The organism is Nonomuraea sp. NPDC050783 (genome assembly GCF_040802095.1).
Classification (GTDB): domain Bacteria; phylum Actinomycetota; class Actinomycetes; order Streptosporangiales; family Streptosporangiaceae; genus Nonomuraea.
This window is the reverse complement of record NZ_JBFAHK010000005.1, coordinates 268,381-284,776: the sequence shown is the minus strand read 5'-3', so window position 1 is coordinate 284,776 and position 16,396 is coordinate 268,381. Positions and strand designations below refer to the sequence as shown.

At 74.4% G+C, this 16,396-nt stretch carries 13 protein-coding genes; 4 read left to right on the top strand and 9 right to left on the bottom strand.

From position 1 onward, the window contains the following. Nucleotides 1–43: 43 nt before the first annotated feature. The 4 genes from AB0H75_RS15895 to AB0H75_RS15880 all read right to left on the bottom strand — a co-directional run bounded on the left by AB0H75_RS15895 (nt 44) and on the right by AB0H75_RS15880 (nt 7,514). The gene (locus AB0H75_RS15895; RefSeq protein ID WP_367796543.1) at nt 44–1,042 is read right to left on the bottom strand and encodes a hypothetical protein; all 999 of its coding nucleotides are present in this window, start codon (nt 1,040–1,042) and stop codon (nt 44–46) included. Beyond that, on the bottom strand, nt 1,039–1,362 hold the full coding sequence (locus AB0H75_RS15890; protein WP_367796541.1) for a PadR family transcriptional regulator: 324 nt from the start codon (nt 1,360–1,362) through the stop codon (nt 1,039–1,041). The genes AB0H75_RS15895 and AB0H75_RS15890 overlap by 4 nt, the downstream gene beginning before the upstream one ends. A gap of 59 nt (nt 1,363–1,421) precedes the next feature. After that, the gene (locus AB0H75_RS15885; protein ID WP_367796539.1) at nt 1,422–3,959 is read right to left on the bottom strand and encodes a glycoside hydrolase family 9 protein; all 2,538 of its coding nucleotides are present in this window, start codon (nt 3,957–3,959) and stop codon (nt 1,422–1,424) included. An 84-nt stretch (nt 3,960–4,043) separates the two neighbouring features. Next, entirely contained in the window at nt 4,044–7,514 is a 3,471-nt protein-coding gene (locus AB0H75_RS15880) for a BTAD domain-containing putative transcriptional regulator (RefSeq protein WP_367796537.1), read from the bottom strand. 166 nt (nt 7,515–7,680) lie between these two features. On the opposite strand from AB0H75_RS15880, the gene AB0H75_RS15875 reads away from it, so the two are divergent. Continuing rightward, complete coding sequence (locus AB0H75_RS15875; RefSeq protein WP_367796535.1) at nt 7,681–8,160, top strand: hypothetical protein; 480 nt, start codon at nt 7,681–7,683, stop codon at nt 8,158–8,160. Between the two features lie 59 nt (nt 8,161–8,219). Here AB0H75_RS15875 and AB0H75_RS15870 read toward each other — a convergent pair whose 3' ends face one another. After that, nucleotides 8,220–9,377 (bottom strand): alkaline phosphatase PhoX, encoded by a 1,158-nt coding sequence (locus AB0H75_RS15870; protein ID WP_367797131.1) that lies wholly within the window; start codon nt 9,375–9,377, stop codon nt 8,220–8,222. A 111-nt stretch (nt 9,378–9,488) separates the two neighbouring features. Then, complete coding sequence (locus AB0H75_RS15865) at nt 9,489–10,085, bottom strand: GNAT family N-acetyltransferase (protein WP_367796533.1); 597 nt, start codon at nt 10,083–10,085, stop codon at nt 9,489–9,491. A 211-nt stretch (nt 10,086–10,296) separates the two neighbouring features. Here AB0H75_RS15865 and AB0H75_RS15860 point away from each other — a divergent pair, with 211 nt between their 5' ends. Further along, nucleotides 10,297–11,955 carry a carbamoyltransferase gene (locus AB0H75_RS15860; RefSeq protein ID WP_367796531.1) on the top strand — a complete coding sequence of 553 codons (1,659 nt, stop codon included), beginning with the start codon at nt 10,297–10,299 and terminating at the stop codon, nt 11,953–11,955. Here the strand turns inward: AB0H75_RS15860 and AB0H75_RS15855 are convergent. Next, nucleotides 11,939–13,300: a N,N-dimethylformamidase beta subunit family domain-containing protein gene (locus AB0H75_RS15855; protein ID WP_367796529.1), complete on the bottom strand. Its 1,362-nt coding sequence runs from the start codon at nt 13,298–13,300 to the stop codon at nt 11,939–11,941. The two genes, AB0H75_RS15860 and AB0H75_RS15855, sit on opposite strands and share 17 nt — an antisense overlap. Before the next feature lie 89 nt (nt 13,301–13,389). On the opposite strand from AB0H75_RS15855, the gene AB0H75_RS15850 reads away from it, so the two are divergent. Then, nucleotides 13,390–14,178 (top strand): N-acetylmuramoyl-L-alanine amidase, encoded by a 789-nt coding sequence (locus tag AB0H75_RS15850; RefSeq protein WP_367796527.1) that lies wholly within the window; start codon nt 13,390–13,392, stop codon nt 14,176–14,178. A gap of 30 nt (nt 14,179–14,208) precedes the next feature. Here the strand turns inward: AB0H75_RS15850 and AB0H75_RS15845 are convergent, their stop codons facing one another. Further along, nucleotides 14,209–14,850, bottom strand: a complete 642-nt coding sequence (locus tag AB0H75_RS15845; protein ID WP_367796525.1) for a TetR/AcrR family transcriptional regulator — start codon at nt 14,848–14,850, stop codon at nt 14,209–14,211. Between the two features lie 119 nt (nt 14,851–14,969). On the opposite strand from AB0H75_RS15845, the gene AB0H75_RS15840 reads away from it, so the two are divergent. Continuing rightward, the gene (locus AB0H75_RS15840) at nt 14,970–16,070 is read left to right on the top strand and encodes a serine hydrolase domain-containing protein (RefSeq protein ID WP_367796523.1); all 1,101 of its coding nucleotides are present in this window, start codon (nt 14,970–14,972) and stop codon (nt 16,068–16,070) included. A gap of 72 nt (nt 16,071–16,142) precedes the next feature. Here the strand turns inward: AB0H75_RS15840 and AB0H75_RS15835 are convergent, their stop codons facing one another. Next, nucleotides 16,143–16,328, bottom strand: a complete 186-nt coding sequence (locus AB0H75_RS15835) for a hypothetical protein (RefSeq protein ID WP_367796521.1) — start codon at nt 16,326–16,328, stop codon at nt 16,143–16,145. Nucleotides 16,329–16,396: the final 68 nt, after the last annotated feature.

The following is a 16,396-nucleotide window of genomic DNA, read 5'->3' as shown; positions in this document are numbered from 1 at the left end:
CGAGACCATACTCCGTTAAACGAAGCATGGTCAATTCGAGCGGTCAATCCAGGCAGTGCCGTCGCTGCCGCAGCGGCACGAACGCGGCGGCCACCGTCAGCAGGACGAGGATGCCCGCGTAGGCGAGGTGCTGCCTCCCGAGCTCCTGGGCGTGGAAGGCCAGCTCGGCGACGACCACGAGCAGGTAGATCCCCGACGCCAGCGCCCACCGGTGGTCGCGCGCCAGGTAGCCGCCCGCCACCGCCAGCCCGAGCGCCACCGCCTCCACGGCCATCCTGCTCAGGCTGATCGGGGGCGCCGTCCCCTCCGCCATCCACGCGGGGCCCGCCCACGCGGCCGGGACGACCGCCGCCCACCACCACCAGGACCTGGCCCGGACCGGCCGCCGCAGCGACACCGGCACCACCAGGCCGACCAGCACGACCGCGTAACCGGCCGCCACCAGGAACGGATCGCTGTCCTGGAACAGGGCCCGGCCGGAGAGCGCGCCCGGGTGCACGGGCAGCAGGGTCACGTCGAACCACTGCCGGCCCGAGGCGAGCGCGACCGCTTTCACGCCGGTGAGCAGCGTGAGCGCGAGGCCCGCGCGCAGCCGCCCGCGCAGGATCGCCAGCAGCGCCAGCGCCGACAGCAGCGTCCACAGCGGCAGCTCGCGCGCGTACGGGAGCAGCGCGGCCAGGTTCGTCACCGCGACGGCCGTGACGCCCAGGTGCAGGCCGTCCTCCCAGGCGCTGCCGGTCGCCTGGTGCGCGATGCGGCTGCGCGCGCCGCCCGTCAGCAGGCCCCACGCCTCACGGAGGACGGGCATCCGCCTGCCGGGGGCGGCGTCCTCCAGCAGCACGTCCAGCAGCTCGTCGCCGTGCGCCCGCCGGTAGGGGCGCGGGTAGGCCAGCAGCAGCCTGCGGTAGCGCCGTTCGAGCGGGCCCGGCGCGGGGGCGTTCGGCGTGGGGGCGTCCAGGGCGGGGGCGTCCGGGGCGGGGGCGTCCGGGGCGGGGGCGTCCGGGGCGGGGTCGTCCAGGGCGGGGTCGTCCGGTGCCGTCATGCGCCGGACGGGCGCAGGACCAGGGAGGCCGCCTCCTGCATCCGCCTGGCCTCGGCCTCCACCAGCGCCTGGCCCTCGTCGGTGATCCTGAAGTAGCGCCGGTTGCGGCCGTTGACCGTCTCCTCGCGGTCCACGGCGATCACGCCCCGCTCGTTGAGCCGTTCCAGGATGCCGTAGAGCGTGCCGACGGACGGCTGGACCCGTCCGCGCGACAGCTCCTTGATCGACTTGCTGATCGCGTGTCCGTGCAGCGGGCCCGCGCGCAGGGCCGTGAGCACGAAGTACATCGGCTCGCTGACTTCAGAGGTTCCCCTGGGCATGGGGACGACAGTATTCCGTTCAACGGAGCGTCCGCAACGCCCAGGGGACCCGCCAGGGCCTACCGGCAGCGTGCCCCGTTGAGGTGGAACACCTCGGGTGCGGGGTTCGGGCCGGAGGGGTTCGTGCCGTTGAACCCGAACGTCACCTTCTGTCCGGGCTTGATCTTGCCGTTCCAGCCCAGGGCCTTGGCCGTCACCACCGAGCCCGACTGCGACAACGTCGCGCCCCAGACGTGCCCGGCCTCCTGACCGGCCAGGAACGACCAGCGCAGGGCCCAGCCGTCCACCGCGTGCTTGCCGGTGTTCTCGATCACGACCTGCGCGGTGAACCCGCCCGGCCACGCGCCGTGCGCCGTGTAGGCGACCCGGCAGTCGGCGCGCTCGGCCTTGTCGGCCAGGAACGCCGAGACCCAGGCCAGCGGGGAGTTCCAGTTGATGGCCAGCTCGTTCGTCGCCCACGACTCGATGTGGTCGATGTAGCAGAACTGCGGCTTGCAGCCCTGGAGCAGGCGCTGGGCGACGGGGTCCTGGATGGCGGAGTTCGGGCCGCCGGCCAGCGTGCCGCGCGGCGGGTTGGGCAGCGAGGAGTCGAGCTGGTGGGCGTACCAGCGGCTGTGCTGGTTCTTCGAGGCGACCTCGCCGTAACCCGTCACGTACGACTGGTTGAGCGCGTTGCGGCCCAGGATGTAGTCCATGCCCTCGCGGACGGCCGCGCGGTACTTCTCCTCGCCGGTCAGGTCATAGGCGGTGGCCACGACGACCAGGTTGTTCAGCACCAGGTTGTTGGAGCCCCAGTCGAAGTCCGGCGGGTCGTACGCCAGCCCGTACGGGTGCTCCCGCTGGATCGCCAGGTACTTCTCGGCTCCCTCGACCACCGACTGCCGCACCCGCGCCCGGTCGGGCAGCGCGTTGGGCACCGTCGCCAGGTCCAGGCGGCCGAGCTGGGCCGTGTTGCCCCAGTCGAAGCCCCGCTCGCGCCAGATGTCGGCGGTGTGGTGCGGCGAGGCCAGCACGAAGTCGCCGAACTCCTTCTCGCCCGTCGTGATGAACAGCTCGGCCGCCGCCCAGTAGAACTCGTCGCTCACGTCGCCGTCGCTGTAGGCGCCGCCGCCGACGCCGTCGTTCGGGTCGGCGTACCTGGCGGGGTTGGCCTTGGCCGCCGCCCACGCCTTGCGCGCGGCCTCCAGGTTCCTGGCGGCGAACGCGGCGTCGTACGGCGCGAACAGCCGGGCCGCCTGCGCCGCCGTCGCGGCCAGGTTCAGCGTCGCCGCCGTGGAGGGCGGGTGCAGCTCGCGCGGCTGCGGGTCGAGGTGCGGCAGCAGCGGCAGGCCGGTCCAGTTCCGGTCGTGGATCTTGTGGTGGACCATGCCGGCGAGCGGCTTGCCGTCCGGCACCTGCATGCTCAGCAGGAACTCCTGCTCCCAGCGGGCCTCGTCCAGGATGTCCGGGCGGCCGTTGCCGCTCTCGGGGATCGCGAGCTGGCCGTCGGTGAAGGCGGCCTTGTCCCGCTCGTAGGCGGCCATGAGCTGGTAGACCGAGATGCCGCCGTTGACGACGTACTTGCCGTGGTCGCCGGCGTCGTACCAGCCGCCCTTGACGTTCAGCGAGTAGTCGCAGACGCCCGGCTGGCACGGGACGCTCACGTCACCCTGGTTCGGCGCGACGCCGACGTGGCCGGCCGGCCTGGCGTAGCCGGGGCGCAGGCTGCCCAGGATCTCGATGCCGCTGCGCTGGGTGTAGTAGAACTTCAGCGCGTCGGTCGGGAGCTGGTCGTAGAGGTCGGCGGCGATGTCGAACGGGCGGCTGGTCTCGCCGTCCGCCCTGATCGTGTAGCTCTCGCCCGGCTTGCGGTAGGAGCTGAAGTCCAGCGTGTGGACGTTCTGGCCGGAGCTGGTGTCCACGCCCCTCGGGGTGGTCCTGCCCTTGGCGACGGTCTCGTCGTCGGCGTTCCTGAGCTCCCAGTCCAGCGGGGTCGTGGCGGTGGTCACCACGGTGGCCTTCTTGGGGCCCGAGGGGAGGTAGCCGACCATGTTCACGCGGACGCGGGGCCCGGTGTCCGGCTCGTAGACCTCGGGCTCCGCGCCGCCCTTGAGCGACACGTCGTCCATGCAGAACCTCCAGGGCTCGGCGCTGCCGCCCAGCTGGAACGCGACCTGGGCGTTCGGCAGCGACACGGGGGCGGTGAAGGTGTAGGAGTAGCTGTTGCCCGAGACGCTCATCTCGGGGGCGGCCGACAGGTACTGCGTCCACGGGTCCACGGGGAGCTGGATCAGGGCGCGGCCGACCTTGGCCGGGGTGGCGGAGGCGAAGAACCGGTAGGCGTAGGTCTCGCCCTGGACCAGGGGGATGTTGTCCTGGCCGATGATGACGTCCCAGGGGTTGGCGGTGCCGCCGGGGATGTCGGCGCACAGGCGGCCGTCGGTGACGGCGAGGGTGACGTTGGAGGTGCCCCACCAGGGGGCGGTGCCGGCGTCGAAGGTGCCGTTCACGATCTGTTCGGGTCCCTCGTCGGCGGCGGCGGTGGCGCGGGCGGACGTCGCGGGGGACAGGGCGACCAGGGTGAGGAAGGCCAGTAAGGCGGCCCGGAATCGGGTCATGAAGGTCCTCTTGGGGGGATTGGGAGCGCTCCCAATCCTCCTGGGCGGGAATGGCCGCGTCAACGGGCACGCACCATCTGCCACTCAAGACCGTGAAACTTTCATCCGGCGGAGGGAGGCGGGGCGCTCCAGCGGCCCGGCGGTGATCAGGCGGGCGGTCTCGATGGCGCGGTGGTGGTCGTACGGGACCGCCAGCCGGGCCGCCGCCGCCGTCGCCCGCCCGGCCGCGCGGCGGGCCGCCCGGTGCCGGCCGGCGGCGGCCAGCACGAGCGCGTCCGCCCAGCCGAGGCGGGCGGCGGCGCCCGGGTTGCGGGCCAGGTAGCGGGAGAGGTACGGGCGCAGGCGGCGGGCCAGGGCCCGGTCGTCGCGGGCGTGCTCCCAGAGCAGCTCGGCCAGGCCGGTCCAGCATTCGAGCATGCCGGGCTGCGCGGCGGGCAGCCGGGCCGCCAGCTCCAGCGCCTCGGCCAGCGCCTCCCGCGCCGGGCGCAGGCCGAGGCGGGCGGCGGCGGCGACCAGGCGCATGCGCTGGATCGTCCGGCCGGCGTCGCTGTCGCGCAGGCCGAACGCCTCGCCGTGCGTACGGCGGCGCTCGGCCGAGGCGTGGGCGGCCGCCAGGACGCCCGCGATCTCCTCCGGCCGCTCGGAGGGGGCGGCGCGGAGGCGGAGAAGGGCCTCGGCGCGGCCGGTCAGGCACCAGTGGCGGCCGATGTCGTCGCCGCCGACCCGGCGGACCGCCAGCTCCTCCGTGGCGGCGTACAGCTCCGCCGCCACGGCGAAGTCGCCCCGCCACAGGGCGGTCTCGGCGAGCATGCCCGCGCAGTTCTCCGCCGTACGCGGGTCGAGCGTGCGGTCCCGGCACTCGGTGAACGAGCGGCGGGCGTCCTCGAACGCGCCCGCGTGGAGCCGGTCGAGGCCGCGTGCCAGGTGGGCGCGGCTCGCCGCGTCCGTGGGGTGCCGCAGGCCGGACAGGGCGCGGTCGGCGAGCGTGCCGTAATGGTCGGCGAGCCGGCGGAGGCGGGCGATGCGGGCGATCGTCGCGAAGTTCGCGCGGGCCTCCGCCTGTAACGCCGGGTCCGCCGCGCGGTCGGCGGCGTTGAGCTGGCGCAGCGAGGCCAGCAGCATGGTGGGCAGGTCCTGCTGGAGGAAGGCGAGCCTGGCCAGCAGGGTCAGCGCCTGCGCCGCCTCGGCCCCGCCCCGGCGCGAGACCTCGGTCCGGCTCGGGGTCCCGGTCCGGCTCGGGGTCCCGGTCCGGCTCGGGGTCTCGGTCCGGCTCGGGGTCTCGGTCCGGCTCGGGGTCCCGGTCGGGTTCGGGGTCTCGGTGCGGTGCCGGGGGTGGTGGGTGAGGTGGTGGGCGATCTGGTGGAGGGCGGCCCCGGCGGTGGCGACGGCGATGGGCGCGGGGGAGGCCGGGAGGGGTTCGCCCAGGGTGGCGAGCGCGGCGCGGGCCAGGCGGACGGCCTCGCCCTCCCTGGCGAGCTGGTGCTCGCTCAGCGCCGCCATCCACGACCAGCGGGCCCGCAGGTGCGCCGCCTCCGGCGTCCTGGCCAGGTGCTCGTGGACGACGGCCGCCGACTCCTCGTACAGGCGCAGCCGCAGGCACAACGTCCAGTAGTGGTCCAGGAAGCGGGGGTGGCGCGACGCCTGCCAGGCCAGCCGGAGGTTGTCCAGCTCGGGGGCGAGCACGCGGACGGCCTCCGGGTCCGCGCCGTCCCGCAGGCCCGTGGCGTGGCGGTCGAGCAGGCGGGCGAAGTGCGCGGCGTGCCGCTCGCGGGCGGCCCGGCGCCGCTCGGGCGACAGCCGGGCACCGGCGAGCTGCTGGACGAGAGGGTGGACGGCGTACCGGCCGGCCGGGGTGAGCTGGATCACGCTGTGGTCCACCAGGCGGACGAGCACCGCCGGCGTCGTCGCGGCGACCTCCAGCGCGGCCCGCAGCGTGCACCCGCCGCCGAACACCGACAGCGCGGCCAGCGCCTCCTGCCCCGCCCGGTCCAGCAATCCCCACGAGGTGTCGAACACGGCCCGCATCCCGGCGTGACGGGGCCGGGCGGCGGGCCCGGGAGCGGCGAGCAGGCCGGGGTCCGCGCCGAGGCGCTGGGCCAGCTCCGCGCACGGCACGGCCCGCAGCAGGCCGGCGGCCAGCTCGACGGCCAGCGGCAGGCCGCCGGTCGCGGCGCAGATCGCGGCCACGTGCGCGGCCTCCCGGCCGGCGTCGAACGTCGGCTGCGCGCGTGGCGCCCGCGCCGCGAACAGCGCCTCGGCGTCGGCGGGCGGCAGCTCCTCCACCCGGACGACGTGCTGGCCGGGCAGGTCCGGCCGCCGCCTGCTGGTGACCAGCACGCGCACGCCGGGGGCGTGCCGCAGGATCCTGGCGATGAACGGGTCGAAGGCCGGCAGGTGTTCGAGGTTGTCCAGCACGAGCAGGGCGCGGCGGCCGGCCAGGGCGGCGAGGAGGAGGTCGGCGGCGGGGCGGGGCGGCGAGAGGTCGACGCCGAGATGGCGGGCGAGCGTCGTGACGGCCGCCTCCGGCCGCACCCCGGCGAACGACACGAACGCGACATCCTCCCCCGGCCCCCCGGCCCGGCCGGCGACCGGGGGAGAGGGGGCGCCCCCACCGAGCCCCCCGGCCCGGCCGGCGACCGGAGGAGAGGGGGCGCCCCCACCGGGCCCCCCGGTCCCCGGCCCGGCACAGCGGGGGACGGCGAGGGCGAGGCGGGTCTTGCCGATGCCGCCCGGGCCGAGCAGGGTGACCAGGCGCTCGCGGGCCAGCAGGTCGCGGATCCGCCGGACGTCACCGTCCCGGCCGACCAGGGCGGTGCCCGGCACGGGCGGGGCGGCGGCCCGCCGGGCGGGGCGCGGGATCGCCGCCAGCTCCCGCCGCAGCGCCAGCGTCTCGGGCGCGGGCTCGACGCCCAGCTCGGCGGCGAGCCGCCGCCGCAGCTCCTCGTAGCAGGCCAGCGCCGCCGCGCGGTTGCCGCCGGCGGCCAGGCGGGCGATCAGCAGCCGGTGCGCCTCCTCGTCGTACGGGTCCAGCTCGGCGACCAGCCGCGCCAGCCGCGTCACCTGCCCGCCGTCCGCGCCCGTACAGCCCTGCCCCCCGGCGCGGACGAGCGCCTCCCGCAGCAGCAGCCGCACCCGCCGCCGCTCGGCCTCCAGCCATCCGGAGAAGGCGGGGGCGTCGCGGAAGGAGACGCCGTCCAGGAACTCGCCGCGCCACAGCCGCAGCGCGCCCTCCACCGTCGGCTCCCGGCTGAGCTGCCGGTGGTCGACGAAGCAGGCGTCCTCGGCGCGCAGGCGCACCTGGTCGCGGTGGATGTCCAGCCAGCCGCCCACCTCCCTGCGCAGCTCGGACAGGGCCAGCCGCAGGCTGCCCCGGGCGTTGGCGTCGGGCCGCTCGCCCCACAGCAGGCCGGCCAGCTCGGCGCGCGGCCGGGCGCCGGGCACGGCGGCGAGGTAGCAGAGCAGGGCCCGGCTCTTGGCGGAGCGGATGCCCACGGGCGTTCCTCCGACGGCCAGCTCGGGGGTGCCGAGCAGCAGCAGGGTCAGCGACTTCGCCATGGCCGCACGGTAGGCGGGGGCGGCGCGCGCGGCTGTGGGAAAGGGCACACAACACGTGTGTTCCGTGCCACTGACCTGCGTGCTCACGATCGGCTCACGGTGGCCCGCCCACTCTGGTGCCCGTTCCGCGAAGGCCGCGGAGCACCGGACGCAAGGAGAAGTCAGCATGCGCTCTCACAAGCTGGTCGCAGCTCTCGCCCTGGCCGGCGGGATGGTCGCCCCCGTGCTGGTGGCCACGGGCCCGGCGCACGCCGCGGGCTCGTGCCGCGTGGACCTCTACGACATCGACGCCAACAACGTGGCCGAGCGGGACGGCCAGGACGAGCTGCGCTTCAAGGTGGACGGCAACCTGTTCCCGAAGTTCGGCGCCAAGTACTTCGCCATGCGCAGCGGCGACGACGGCGACCCCGCCGACTTCGGCAACCCGACCACGCTCCTCGTGGGCACCGAGAACGTCTCGTTCGACCTGCGCGAGGTCACCCCGCCGATCATCGGGGAGGGCGACAGCCTGGGCTCCGCGATCGCCCACGGCACCACGTGCGCCGGGCTGGCGGTCGGCGCGACCACCACGGAGACCACCATCGTGGACGGGCACGACGAGACCGACTACACCTACACGGTCAGGCTGAAGCTGACCGGCCAGTAGCCGGCCCCCGCGGACGAAGGCCCCGCCCGGTCCCCGCGGGGCCTTCCCGCGTGCCGGGCTCAGTGCCGGAAGGGCCCGCTCACCTCGTACGTGATGCCGCCCGTCCCGGCCGAGGCCCCGCTGGTGCCGCGCTGGGAGGAGAAGTACAGCCGGGTGCCGTCGGGGGAGAAGGCGGGCCCGGTGATCTCCGACTGGGCCTGGCCGTCGAGCCGCATGACCGGGGCGACGACGCCGTCCGGCGTGATGATGTTGATCTCCATGTTGCCGCCGTCCTCGGCTACGTAGAGGTCGCCGGAGGGCCGGCCGGTGATGTTGTCCACGCCGTCGAGGGTGCCGGTGCCGTCGTAGATCGCGGTGACGGTCTGGCGGGCGACGTCGTACGCCCACACCTTGCGGTCGCCCTTGGCGGTGAAGTAGCAGATCCCGTTCGCGTAGTGGCAGCCCTCGCCGCCGCTGAAGTGGCGGGCGGCGGCGACCTGGTGCCGGGTCTGGGTCTCCAGCACGGCGGGGCCGGGATCGGGCACCTGGCGCCACTCGACGGCGTCGCCGCCCGCGCCGCAGAGCACGTCGAGCCGGCCGCTGGACAGGTCGCCCCAGGTGGTGGGGGTGAAGCGGTAAAAGCAGCCGTCGCTCTCGTCCTCGGTGAGGTAGACGACCCGGTGGTCGGGGTCGCAGGCGGCGGCCTCGTGCTTGAAGCGGCCCATGGCGGGGCGGGGCTGGGCGGCGCGCGAGCCGTACGGGTCGGTCTCGTACACCCGGCCGCGGAAGACCTCCTCGCACGACAGCCAGGTGTTCCAGGGGGTGGCGCCGCCCGCGCAGTTGAGCGTGGTGCCGCTGAGGATGCGATAGGCCCGCTCGATCGACCCGTCGGCCCGGAACTTGATGGCCGAGGCGCCGCCGACCAGCGGCACCTCGGAGTTGGACACGTAGATCCAGCCGGTGCCGTCGGCGAAGCAGGCGCCGCCGTCCGGGGCGGGGTGCCAGAGGGTCCCGCCGACGGACCGGCCGGACCTGGCCACGATCCGGCCGGTGAACCCGGCGGGCAGCGCCATGCCGTTCGCGTCGGGCGCGCCGAGCGGCCCGTACGGGCTCGCGCCGGCCGAGACCCTGGAGACCCCGGCGGCCATCGAGACGGCGGCGTCGTGCCACACGGCGCCGGAGAAGGCCACGGCGCCGAGCCCGGCCGAGACGGTGCGTAAGAAGGTACGGCGATGCATCATCCCTGCTCCATCCGCTGCCGTCCGGTGGGGGCGTTTCGCGGCAGCAGACACACGATCGTCCACGGACGCCCCTTTGTGAACCGGGCGGCGGATGAATTCCGGATGGCGCTAGGCGGCTCCCGGCCGCCACATCGGCCAGTACATGGTGCCGTCCGGCAGCGCGAACGGCTCGCGTACCCGGTAGCCGTGGCGGGCGTACAGGTCGCGGCTGCCGGTGCTGCTGGCCTCCAGGTACGCCGCCCCGCCGTCCAGCCGCCCGTGCTGGTGGCGCAGCAGCGCCGAGCCGAGCCCCTGGTCCTGCCGGTCGGGGTGGACGGCGAGGAAGGCCAGGTAGTGGTGCGGCTCGGCGGGGCGGTGCCGCGCGAAGAGCGCGTCGAGCGCCTGGAAGCGCTCCAGCCACTCACCGGTGGCCTCCGCCAGGCGGCGGTCGTAGTCGCGGATCGGGGGCGGCGGCACGGCGTGCGGGAGCCAGACGGCGACCGCGCGGCCGTCCTCGGCGAGGTGGATCTCGCCGTGCTCCAGGGCGTGCTCGACCAGGAGGTGGTAGGCGGCGGTGAGGACGCGGTGCCGCTCCCTGCGGTCGGGCACCAGGTAGGTCACGACCTTGAGCCCGGCGAACGCGGTGGCGATCAGCTCGGCGACCCGGGTGACGTCGGCGGCCGACGCCGGCCGGACGTCCGGGCGCATCGTGAAGGTCTCTTTCATGGCGCTGTTCTCCTCCGATCAGGCGGGGGTCCTGTGCGGTGGTCGTTTCGGCGCTCGTCCCGACCCCGAGCGTAGACGGACGGCCGCCCGGCGCGCAGGACGAGCGCCCGAACCGCCCCGCCGGCGCTGGCGTGTCTCTTACGTCCTTGGGAGATCCACTTGTCCTGGGCTCGGGTACGGGTGCCGTGATCACAACCAGGAGGCACCGGAGATGGCCGATTTTCCCATCGTCATCGGTATCAACCGCACACAGGACGGATCCATCGCCGTCGCGGTCGGCGACTCGGGCATGTACAGCCTGCAGAAGGAGCGCGTCAGCCGCCGCAAGCACCACTGGGGCCGGCCCGGCGACCTGCCCGACCGCTACCTGCCCGCGATGCCGCTGCTCAAGGAGCCCGTGGACCTCGTGGTCGAGGGTTACTCCTCCGACACCGAGATCGAGAACCTGGAGGAGTACCACGAGGAGCTGCGCGAGACCCTCAGCCTCAAGGAGGACGCCCCGATCATCCAGGTCTCGCACCACCTGAGCCATCTCTACAGCGCCTTCCACCCCTCGCCGTTCGAGCAGGCGGCCGGCCTGGTCGTGGACAACCAGGGCAGCCCCGTCCGGCACTTCACCGAGGCGTTCACGCCGCCGCCGGGCGCCGGCGGCGACCTGCTGGAGGTCAGTTCCTTCTACCGCTGCACCCGCGACGGCGTCGAGTGCCTGGCCAAGCAGCTCTGGGACGGCGACTGGTCGGCCCCCGCCGGGCTCGGCTGCTTCTACGCCCTGCTCACCAAGGCGCTCTGGCCGGAGGGCGAGGGCAACGAGGGCAAGGTCATGGGCCTGGCCCCGTACGGCGACCCGTACGCGCTCGGCCTGCCGGAGCTCGACGTGCGCGAGCACGAGGTGCTGATCCCGCCCGCGTGGACGGAGCTGCTCACCCGCCGCGAGGGTTTCCTCTACGAGCCGGGCGGCGAGCCGTTCCGCCGCGCGGCGAACCTGGCCGCCGCCGGGCAGCGCGCCTTCGAGAACGCCCTGTCCGCCCTCGCCGGCTGGCTGCACGCCAGGACCGGCCTGGACCGGCTGGCCTTCGCCGGCGGCACCGCGCTCAACTGCTCGGCCAATGGCCTGCTCATCAGGCGGGGGCCGTTCCGGGAGGTCTTCATCCCGCCGAGCCCGCACGACGGCGGCACCGCGATCGGCTGCGCCCTGTACGGGCTGGAGGCCGTGCTCGGCCTGCGCGGCCGCTGGCGCTGGAACGACGACTTCCTCGGCCCCGACCCGGACGAGAGCGAGATCGCCGCCGCCGTCGGCAGCCTGCCCGACGGCCTGGTGGCCGAGCAGCCGGAGGACCTGATCGGCACGATGGTGGCGCTGCTGGAGGACGGCCGCGTCGTGGGCCTGCACCAGGGCCGCAGCGAGTCCGGGCCGCGCGCCCTCGGCAACCGCAGCATCATCGCCGACCCGCGTAGGCCCGACATGCAGGACTACATCAACTACGAGGTGAAGGGCCGCGAGTGGTTCCGCCCGCTGGCCCCGCTCGTGCTCGCCGAGCACGCCGGGCACATCTTCGACGTGGACCGGCCCGCCCCCTTCATGCAGTACGCCGCCGACGTCCGCCCCGAGTACCGCGAGCTGCTGCCCGGCGTCACCCACGTGGACGGCACCGCGCGGCTGCAGACCGTGGAGCCGCGGCGCACGCCGTTCCTGCACGCGCTGCTCACCCGCTGGTACCAGCGCACCGGCCTGCCCGTGCTGATCAACACCTCGCTCAACGGCCCCGGCCAGCCGCTCACCGAGACGCCGGAGCACTCGATCGACACGCTGCGCACGACCGGCATGCACGCGCTGGTGATGCCGCCGTACCTGATCAGGAAGGTGGACTGAGCGGCGGCTCCGCCCGGCTGAGGCGGTCGAGCACGTTCGCCGTGATGCGCCCGACCGCCGCCGAGCCGTCCAGGCCGCGCGCCCAGTCGGTGGTGGCGCCGTTGAAGACGGTGCCGCCCGCCTGGTAGAGCCCCATGGTGGCGGCTCGGTTGCCGAACCCCCACCCGGCCGCCGCGCAGTCGCCCACCGCGAGGATCGTGAACCCGTCCGGGGTGCCGTCCGCGCCCGTCGGCACGTGGGGCGGCGGGGCCGCGCGGTCGAACTCGGCCCCGTCGCACTCGTAGCCCACCAGGCACTCCTCCAGCCCGAACAGGTCGCCCTCGCGCAGCCCCGTGCCCTCGTACACCCAGTGGCCGGCGTGCTGGACGCTGTAGCCGACCGGCAGGGGGTGGTCGTCGCGGTCGCGCTCGCCGCCGTTGCGGAAGCTGACGCCGATCAGCTCGTTCTCCGGCGGCCCGTGCTCGTGCCAGAAGCCGGTGCGCTCGAAGGTGACCTCGTCGTGGAAGACCACCCGCCACCAGCAGGTGTTGCCGCCGAAGAAGGCGGCGTTGCGCCCGGCCGCCACGTGCCGCGACACCGCCGCCCGCATCGCCTCGCTCCAGTACTCGTCGTGCCCGGCGCTGACCAGCAGCCGGTACGGCTCCAGCAGCGCGTCGCCGTCCCGGTGCAGGTCCAGGTCCGTGCAGTAGTCCACCTGGTAGCCGCGCCGGGCCAGCCACGCCGCGAAGCGGCCGTCCCAGTGGGCGAACGTCTGGCGCGGCGTCGGGTCGTACGGGTCGAAGTTCGCCACGTCGTACGGGATCGCGCCGGTGCCGCCGCCCGGCCGGTGCAGCGACACCCCGGGCGCCGGATCGCCGGGGACGTCCCCAGGCTGTGGATGGTCGTACAGGCACCAGCCGCCCGAGACGTTGTAGGCGTGGTAGGTGAGCAGCGGCAGCTTGTAGAGGATCGGGGCCGACGGGGCGGCAGGACGGACCACGAACAGCGCCTGGGCCTCCGGGGCGTACGCGCCGGTGCGGCAGGAACCGGCACGGTCGTGCCCGGTGCCGTCGCCCTCCACCAGCACCGCCACGTACACGCCCGGCTCGGCCGGGGCGGGCAGCTCGTGACCGGCCCACGCCCGCAGCGGCTCGCCCCGGGGGCCGGTGCCGTCCCTGCCCCAGTCGTGCGCGGGCAGGTGCGGCGGCGCGTCCGAGCCGGGCAGCCAGGGCGACGTCCCGCACGCGGTCAGCCCGTCGCCGCACCGGTGGAACTCCACCCGGAAGCGCGGCGCGTCCGTCGCCGCCCGCAGCGTCAGGGTCCCGCCCGCGCGCGGGCTCGGCTGCTCCACATAGCCTCGGATCACATCGCCCGACCTACCCCGCCAGGCGACACGAAATAGCAGGTCAGCGTATGTATTGGGTTTGCCGCGCGGTGCCCGGTACGGTCGGGGCCATGCGCGCGTACCTGGTGGCCCTCACGGTTTCGGCCGCGCTGTCCTGCGCGTGCGGAGGCCCGGCGGCCTCCCGGGCGCCCGAGGCGGCGCAACCCGCCACGCCCTCCACCCCGTCCTCCACCGCCGCCTCCCCGCTGCGCGGCAGGACGGTCGTCCTCGATCCTGGCCACAACGGCGGCAACGCCTCCCACCCGCGCGAGATCAACCGCCAGGTGGACGTCATCAACGGCCGCAAGGCCTGCAACACCACCGGCACCGAGACCGCCGACGGCTACTCCGAGCACGCCTTCACCTGGGACGTCGCGAGCCGGCTCAAGCCGATCCTGGAGCGCATGGGCGCCAGGGTCGTGCTCACCCGGCCGGACGACAAGGGCGTCGGCCCGTGCGTCACCGAGCGGGCGGCCATCGGCAACCAGGCCCGCGCGGACGCGGTCCTGTCCATCCACGGCGACGGCGCGGCGGCCGGCGGGCACGGCTTCCACGTGATCACGCCGGGCCTGCTGCGCGGGCACAACGACGAGGTCGTCCAGCCCTCCCGCGAGCTGGGCCGTGCCGTCCGCGACGCCTACCGCGCCGGCACCGGCCTGCCGTACGCGACCTACACCGCCAAGGACGGCCTGCAGACCCGCACCGACCTGGGCGGCCTCAACCTGTCGACGCGGCCGGCCGTCTTCATCGAGTGCGGCAACATGCGCAACCCGGGCGACGCCGCCAAGCTCTCCAGGCCGGCCTTCCGCCAGCGCATGGCCACCGCGCTGGCCGCCGGGGTGCGCGACTTCCTGACCTGACCGCCTGGCCTGACCGCCTGACCTGACCGCTCAGCCGCCGTCGCCGGTGGTGCCGTAGGCGCGCAGGAACGCCTCCACCCCCGCCGCCGCGAGCCGGTCGAGATCCGCCTCCGCGTAGTGCTCGCCCGCCCCCCAGAACATGACCTTGTTCACCGGGATCCACAGCAGCAGCCCGACGAAGTGCTCGGCGGCCAGCCGCGGGTCGTCCAGGCGCAGCAGCCCGCGTCCGGCCAGCCGCTCGAACGCCAGGGACAGGGTGTCCAGCGAGCGCTCGAACCCCTGCTGGTACCAGGTGCGCCCGAGGTCGGGGAAGCGGTCGGCCTCGGCGATCACCAGCCGGCGCAGGCGCAGCAGGTCGGGCCGCATGATCGAGTCCAGGAACCTGCGGGCCAGCTCGCCGAGGTCCTTCTCCAGGTCGGTGCTGTCGTCCAGGGCGGTGGTCACCATCCTGGCCAGCCCTTCCACCTGGTCGGTGGTGTCCAGGATGAGGCTGGTGAAGAGCTGCTCCTTGTCCGTGAAGTGCTTGTAGACGGTCTGCTTGGACACCGACGCGAGCGCCGCCACCTCGTCCATGCTCGTGCCCACGTAGCCGTTGCGCAGGAACACCGGCCGCGCGGCCTCCATGATCTGCCTGCGCTTCCGTGCCGCCCGCCCGTCCTCTTCCGCCGTCATGGCCGCCCTCTCTCGCGTTCCTGGAGAAATAGTACTAGACAGTTCCGTACTGGCATGAGTACTGTACCGTCTAGTTCCAGAGCTGACCAGGGAATCACCAGAAAAGGAGCGGGCACGTCATGAGCGACCTTCAGCAGCGGGTGCAGGAAGCGGCCGACCGGCTCGTCGAGTCCGGCGACGAGCGCGGGCTCCAGGTGGCGGTCTACCGCGACGGCGAGCAGATCGTGGACGTGGTGGCCGGCGTGGCCGACCCCGGGACCGGGCGGCCCGTCACCTCCGACACCCCCTTCTACAACTTCTCCATCGGCAAGGGCGCCACCGCGACCGTCGCGCACGTCCTGGCCGAGCGCGGGCTGTTCGGCTACGACACGCCGGTGGCGGAGTTGTGGCCGGAGTTCGGCAAGCACGGCAAGGAGGGCGTGACCGTGCGGCACGTCCTGTCGCACACGGCGGGCGTGCCCGGCGTGCCGCTCGACACCACGCCGGAGGACGTGTGCGACTGGGGCACGATGGTCGCCGCGCTGGAGGAGGCCGAGCTGTGGTGGGAGCCGGGCACCAAGGTCGGCTACCACGCCTACACCTTCGGCTTCCTCGTCGGCGAGATCGTCCGCCGGGTCACCGGCAAGCCCATCTCGCAGGTGTTGCTGGAGGAGGTCAGCGGCCCGCTCGGCGTGGCCGGCGAGCTGTACTTCGGGATGCCGGAGGCGGAGCACGCCCGGCTGGCCCGGCTGGAGGACGCGCCCGTGGACATGTCGGCCTTCGCCGAGATGCCGGATGACCTGCCGATGTTCAAGGCCGGCCCGATGACGCTCATGCCGACCGCCGCCCTCGGCAGCCGGCCCGACTACCTGTCCGCCGACATCCCGGCCGGCGGCAAGACCTCGGCCCGGGCCATCGCCCGCATGTACGCCGCCCTGCTCGGCGAGGTGGACGGCGTCCGCCTGATCGGCCCCGGGCGGCTGCGCGAGGCCACGGCCGTCGTCTCCAGCGGGATGGACGAGATCTTCGGCATGCCGTCGGCCTGGGGCCTCGGGTACGCCATCGGCGACCCCACCTCCACGCCCGAGGCGACCCCGACCGTCTTCGGGGTGCCGGGCGCGGGCGGCAGCGCGGCCTGGGCCGACACCGCGACCGGCCTCGCGTTCGCGCTGACCAAGAACCGCCTCACCAACGACTTCGCCGCCGTCGAGGCGATCAGCAAGCTCGTCACCGGCCGGTGAGGCCCCGCCCGGAACGGGTGCCGGTGCGGGGGCGGGGGCGGGGGTGGGAACGGGGGCGGGAGCGGGGGACGGTCAGGGCTCGCGGCACAGGGGAGCGCCGCCGACCACGCACGCGATGCCGTCGAGCTGCACGCTGAGCAGGATCCCGTTCATGCAGAGCACGAGCACGAGGTCACGCCGTGCCGGATCGGCCAGCACGACCTGGCCGACGACGCCATTGTCCAAGATCACGGTGGGGCGGCCTGCCGCGTAGTCCATGCCCTCGTGACTCCTCTCCGAGAGGGACCGGCCCCCGCCGGACCCTTCCCCACCAGGATGCACAGGCG

Coding starts and splice junctions, on each gene's coding strand:
- AB0H75_RS15850 (WP_367796527.1), top strand. CDS start 13,390: ATGCGCGCGTACCTGGTGGCCCTCACGGTTTCGGCCGCGCTGTCCTGC.
- AB0H75_RS15860 (WP_367796531.1), top strand. CDS start 10,297: ATGGCCGATTTTCCCATCGTCATCGGTATCAACCGCACACAGGACGGA.
- AB0H75_RS15890 (WP_367796541.1), bottom strand. CDS start 1,362: ATGCCCAGGGGAACCTCTGAAGTCAGCGAGCCGATGTACTTCGTGCTC.
- AB0H75_RS15875 (WP_367796535.1), top strand. CDS start 7,681: ATGCGCTCTCACAAGCTGGTCGCAGCTCTCGCCCTGGCCGGCGGGATG.
- AB0H75_RS15895 (WP_367796543.1), bottom strand. CDS start 1,042: ATGACGGCACCGGACGACCCCGCCCTGGACGACCCCGCCCCGGACGCC.
- AB0H75_RS15865 (WP_367796533.1), bottom strand. CDS start 10,085: ATGAAAGAGACCTTCACGATGCGCCCGGACGTCCGGCCGGCGTCGGCC.
- AB0H75_RS15885 (WP_367796539.1), bottom strand. CDS start 3,959: ATGACCCGATTCCGGGCCGCCTTACTGGCCTTCCTCACCCTGGTCGCC.
- AB0H75_RS15870 (WP_367797131.1), bottom strand. CDS start 9,377: ATGCATCGCCGTACCTTCTTACGCACCGTCTCGGCCGGGCTCGGCGCC.
- AB0H75_RS15835 (WP_367796521.1), bottom strand. CDS start 16,328: ATGGACTACGCGGCAGGCCGCCCCACCGTGATCTTGGACAATGGCGTC.
- AB0H75_RS15840 (WP_367796523.1), top strand. CDS start 14,970: ATGAGCGACCTTCAGCAGCGGGTGCAGGAAGCGGCCGACCGGCTCGTC.
- AB0H75_RS15845 (WP_367796525.1), bottom strand. CDS start 14,850: ATGACGGCGGAAGAGGACGGGCGGGCGGCACGGAAGCGCAGGCAGATC.
- AB0H75_RS15880 (WP_367796537.1), bottom strand. CDS start 7,514: ATGGCGAAGTCGCTGACCCTGCTGCTGCTCGGCACCCCCGAGCTGGCC.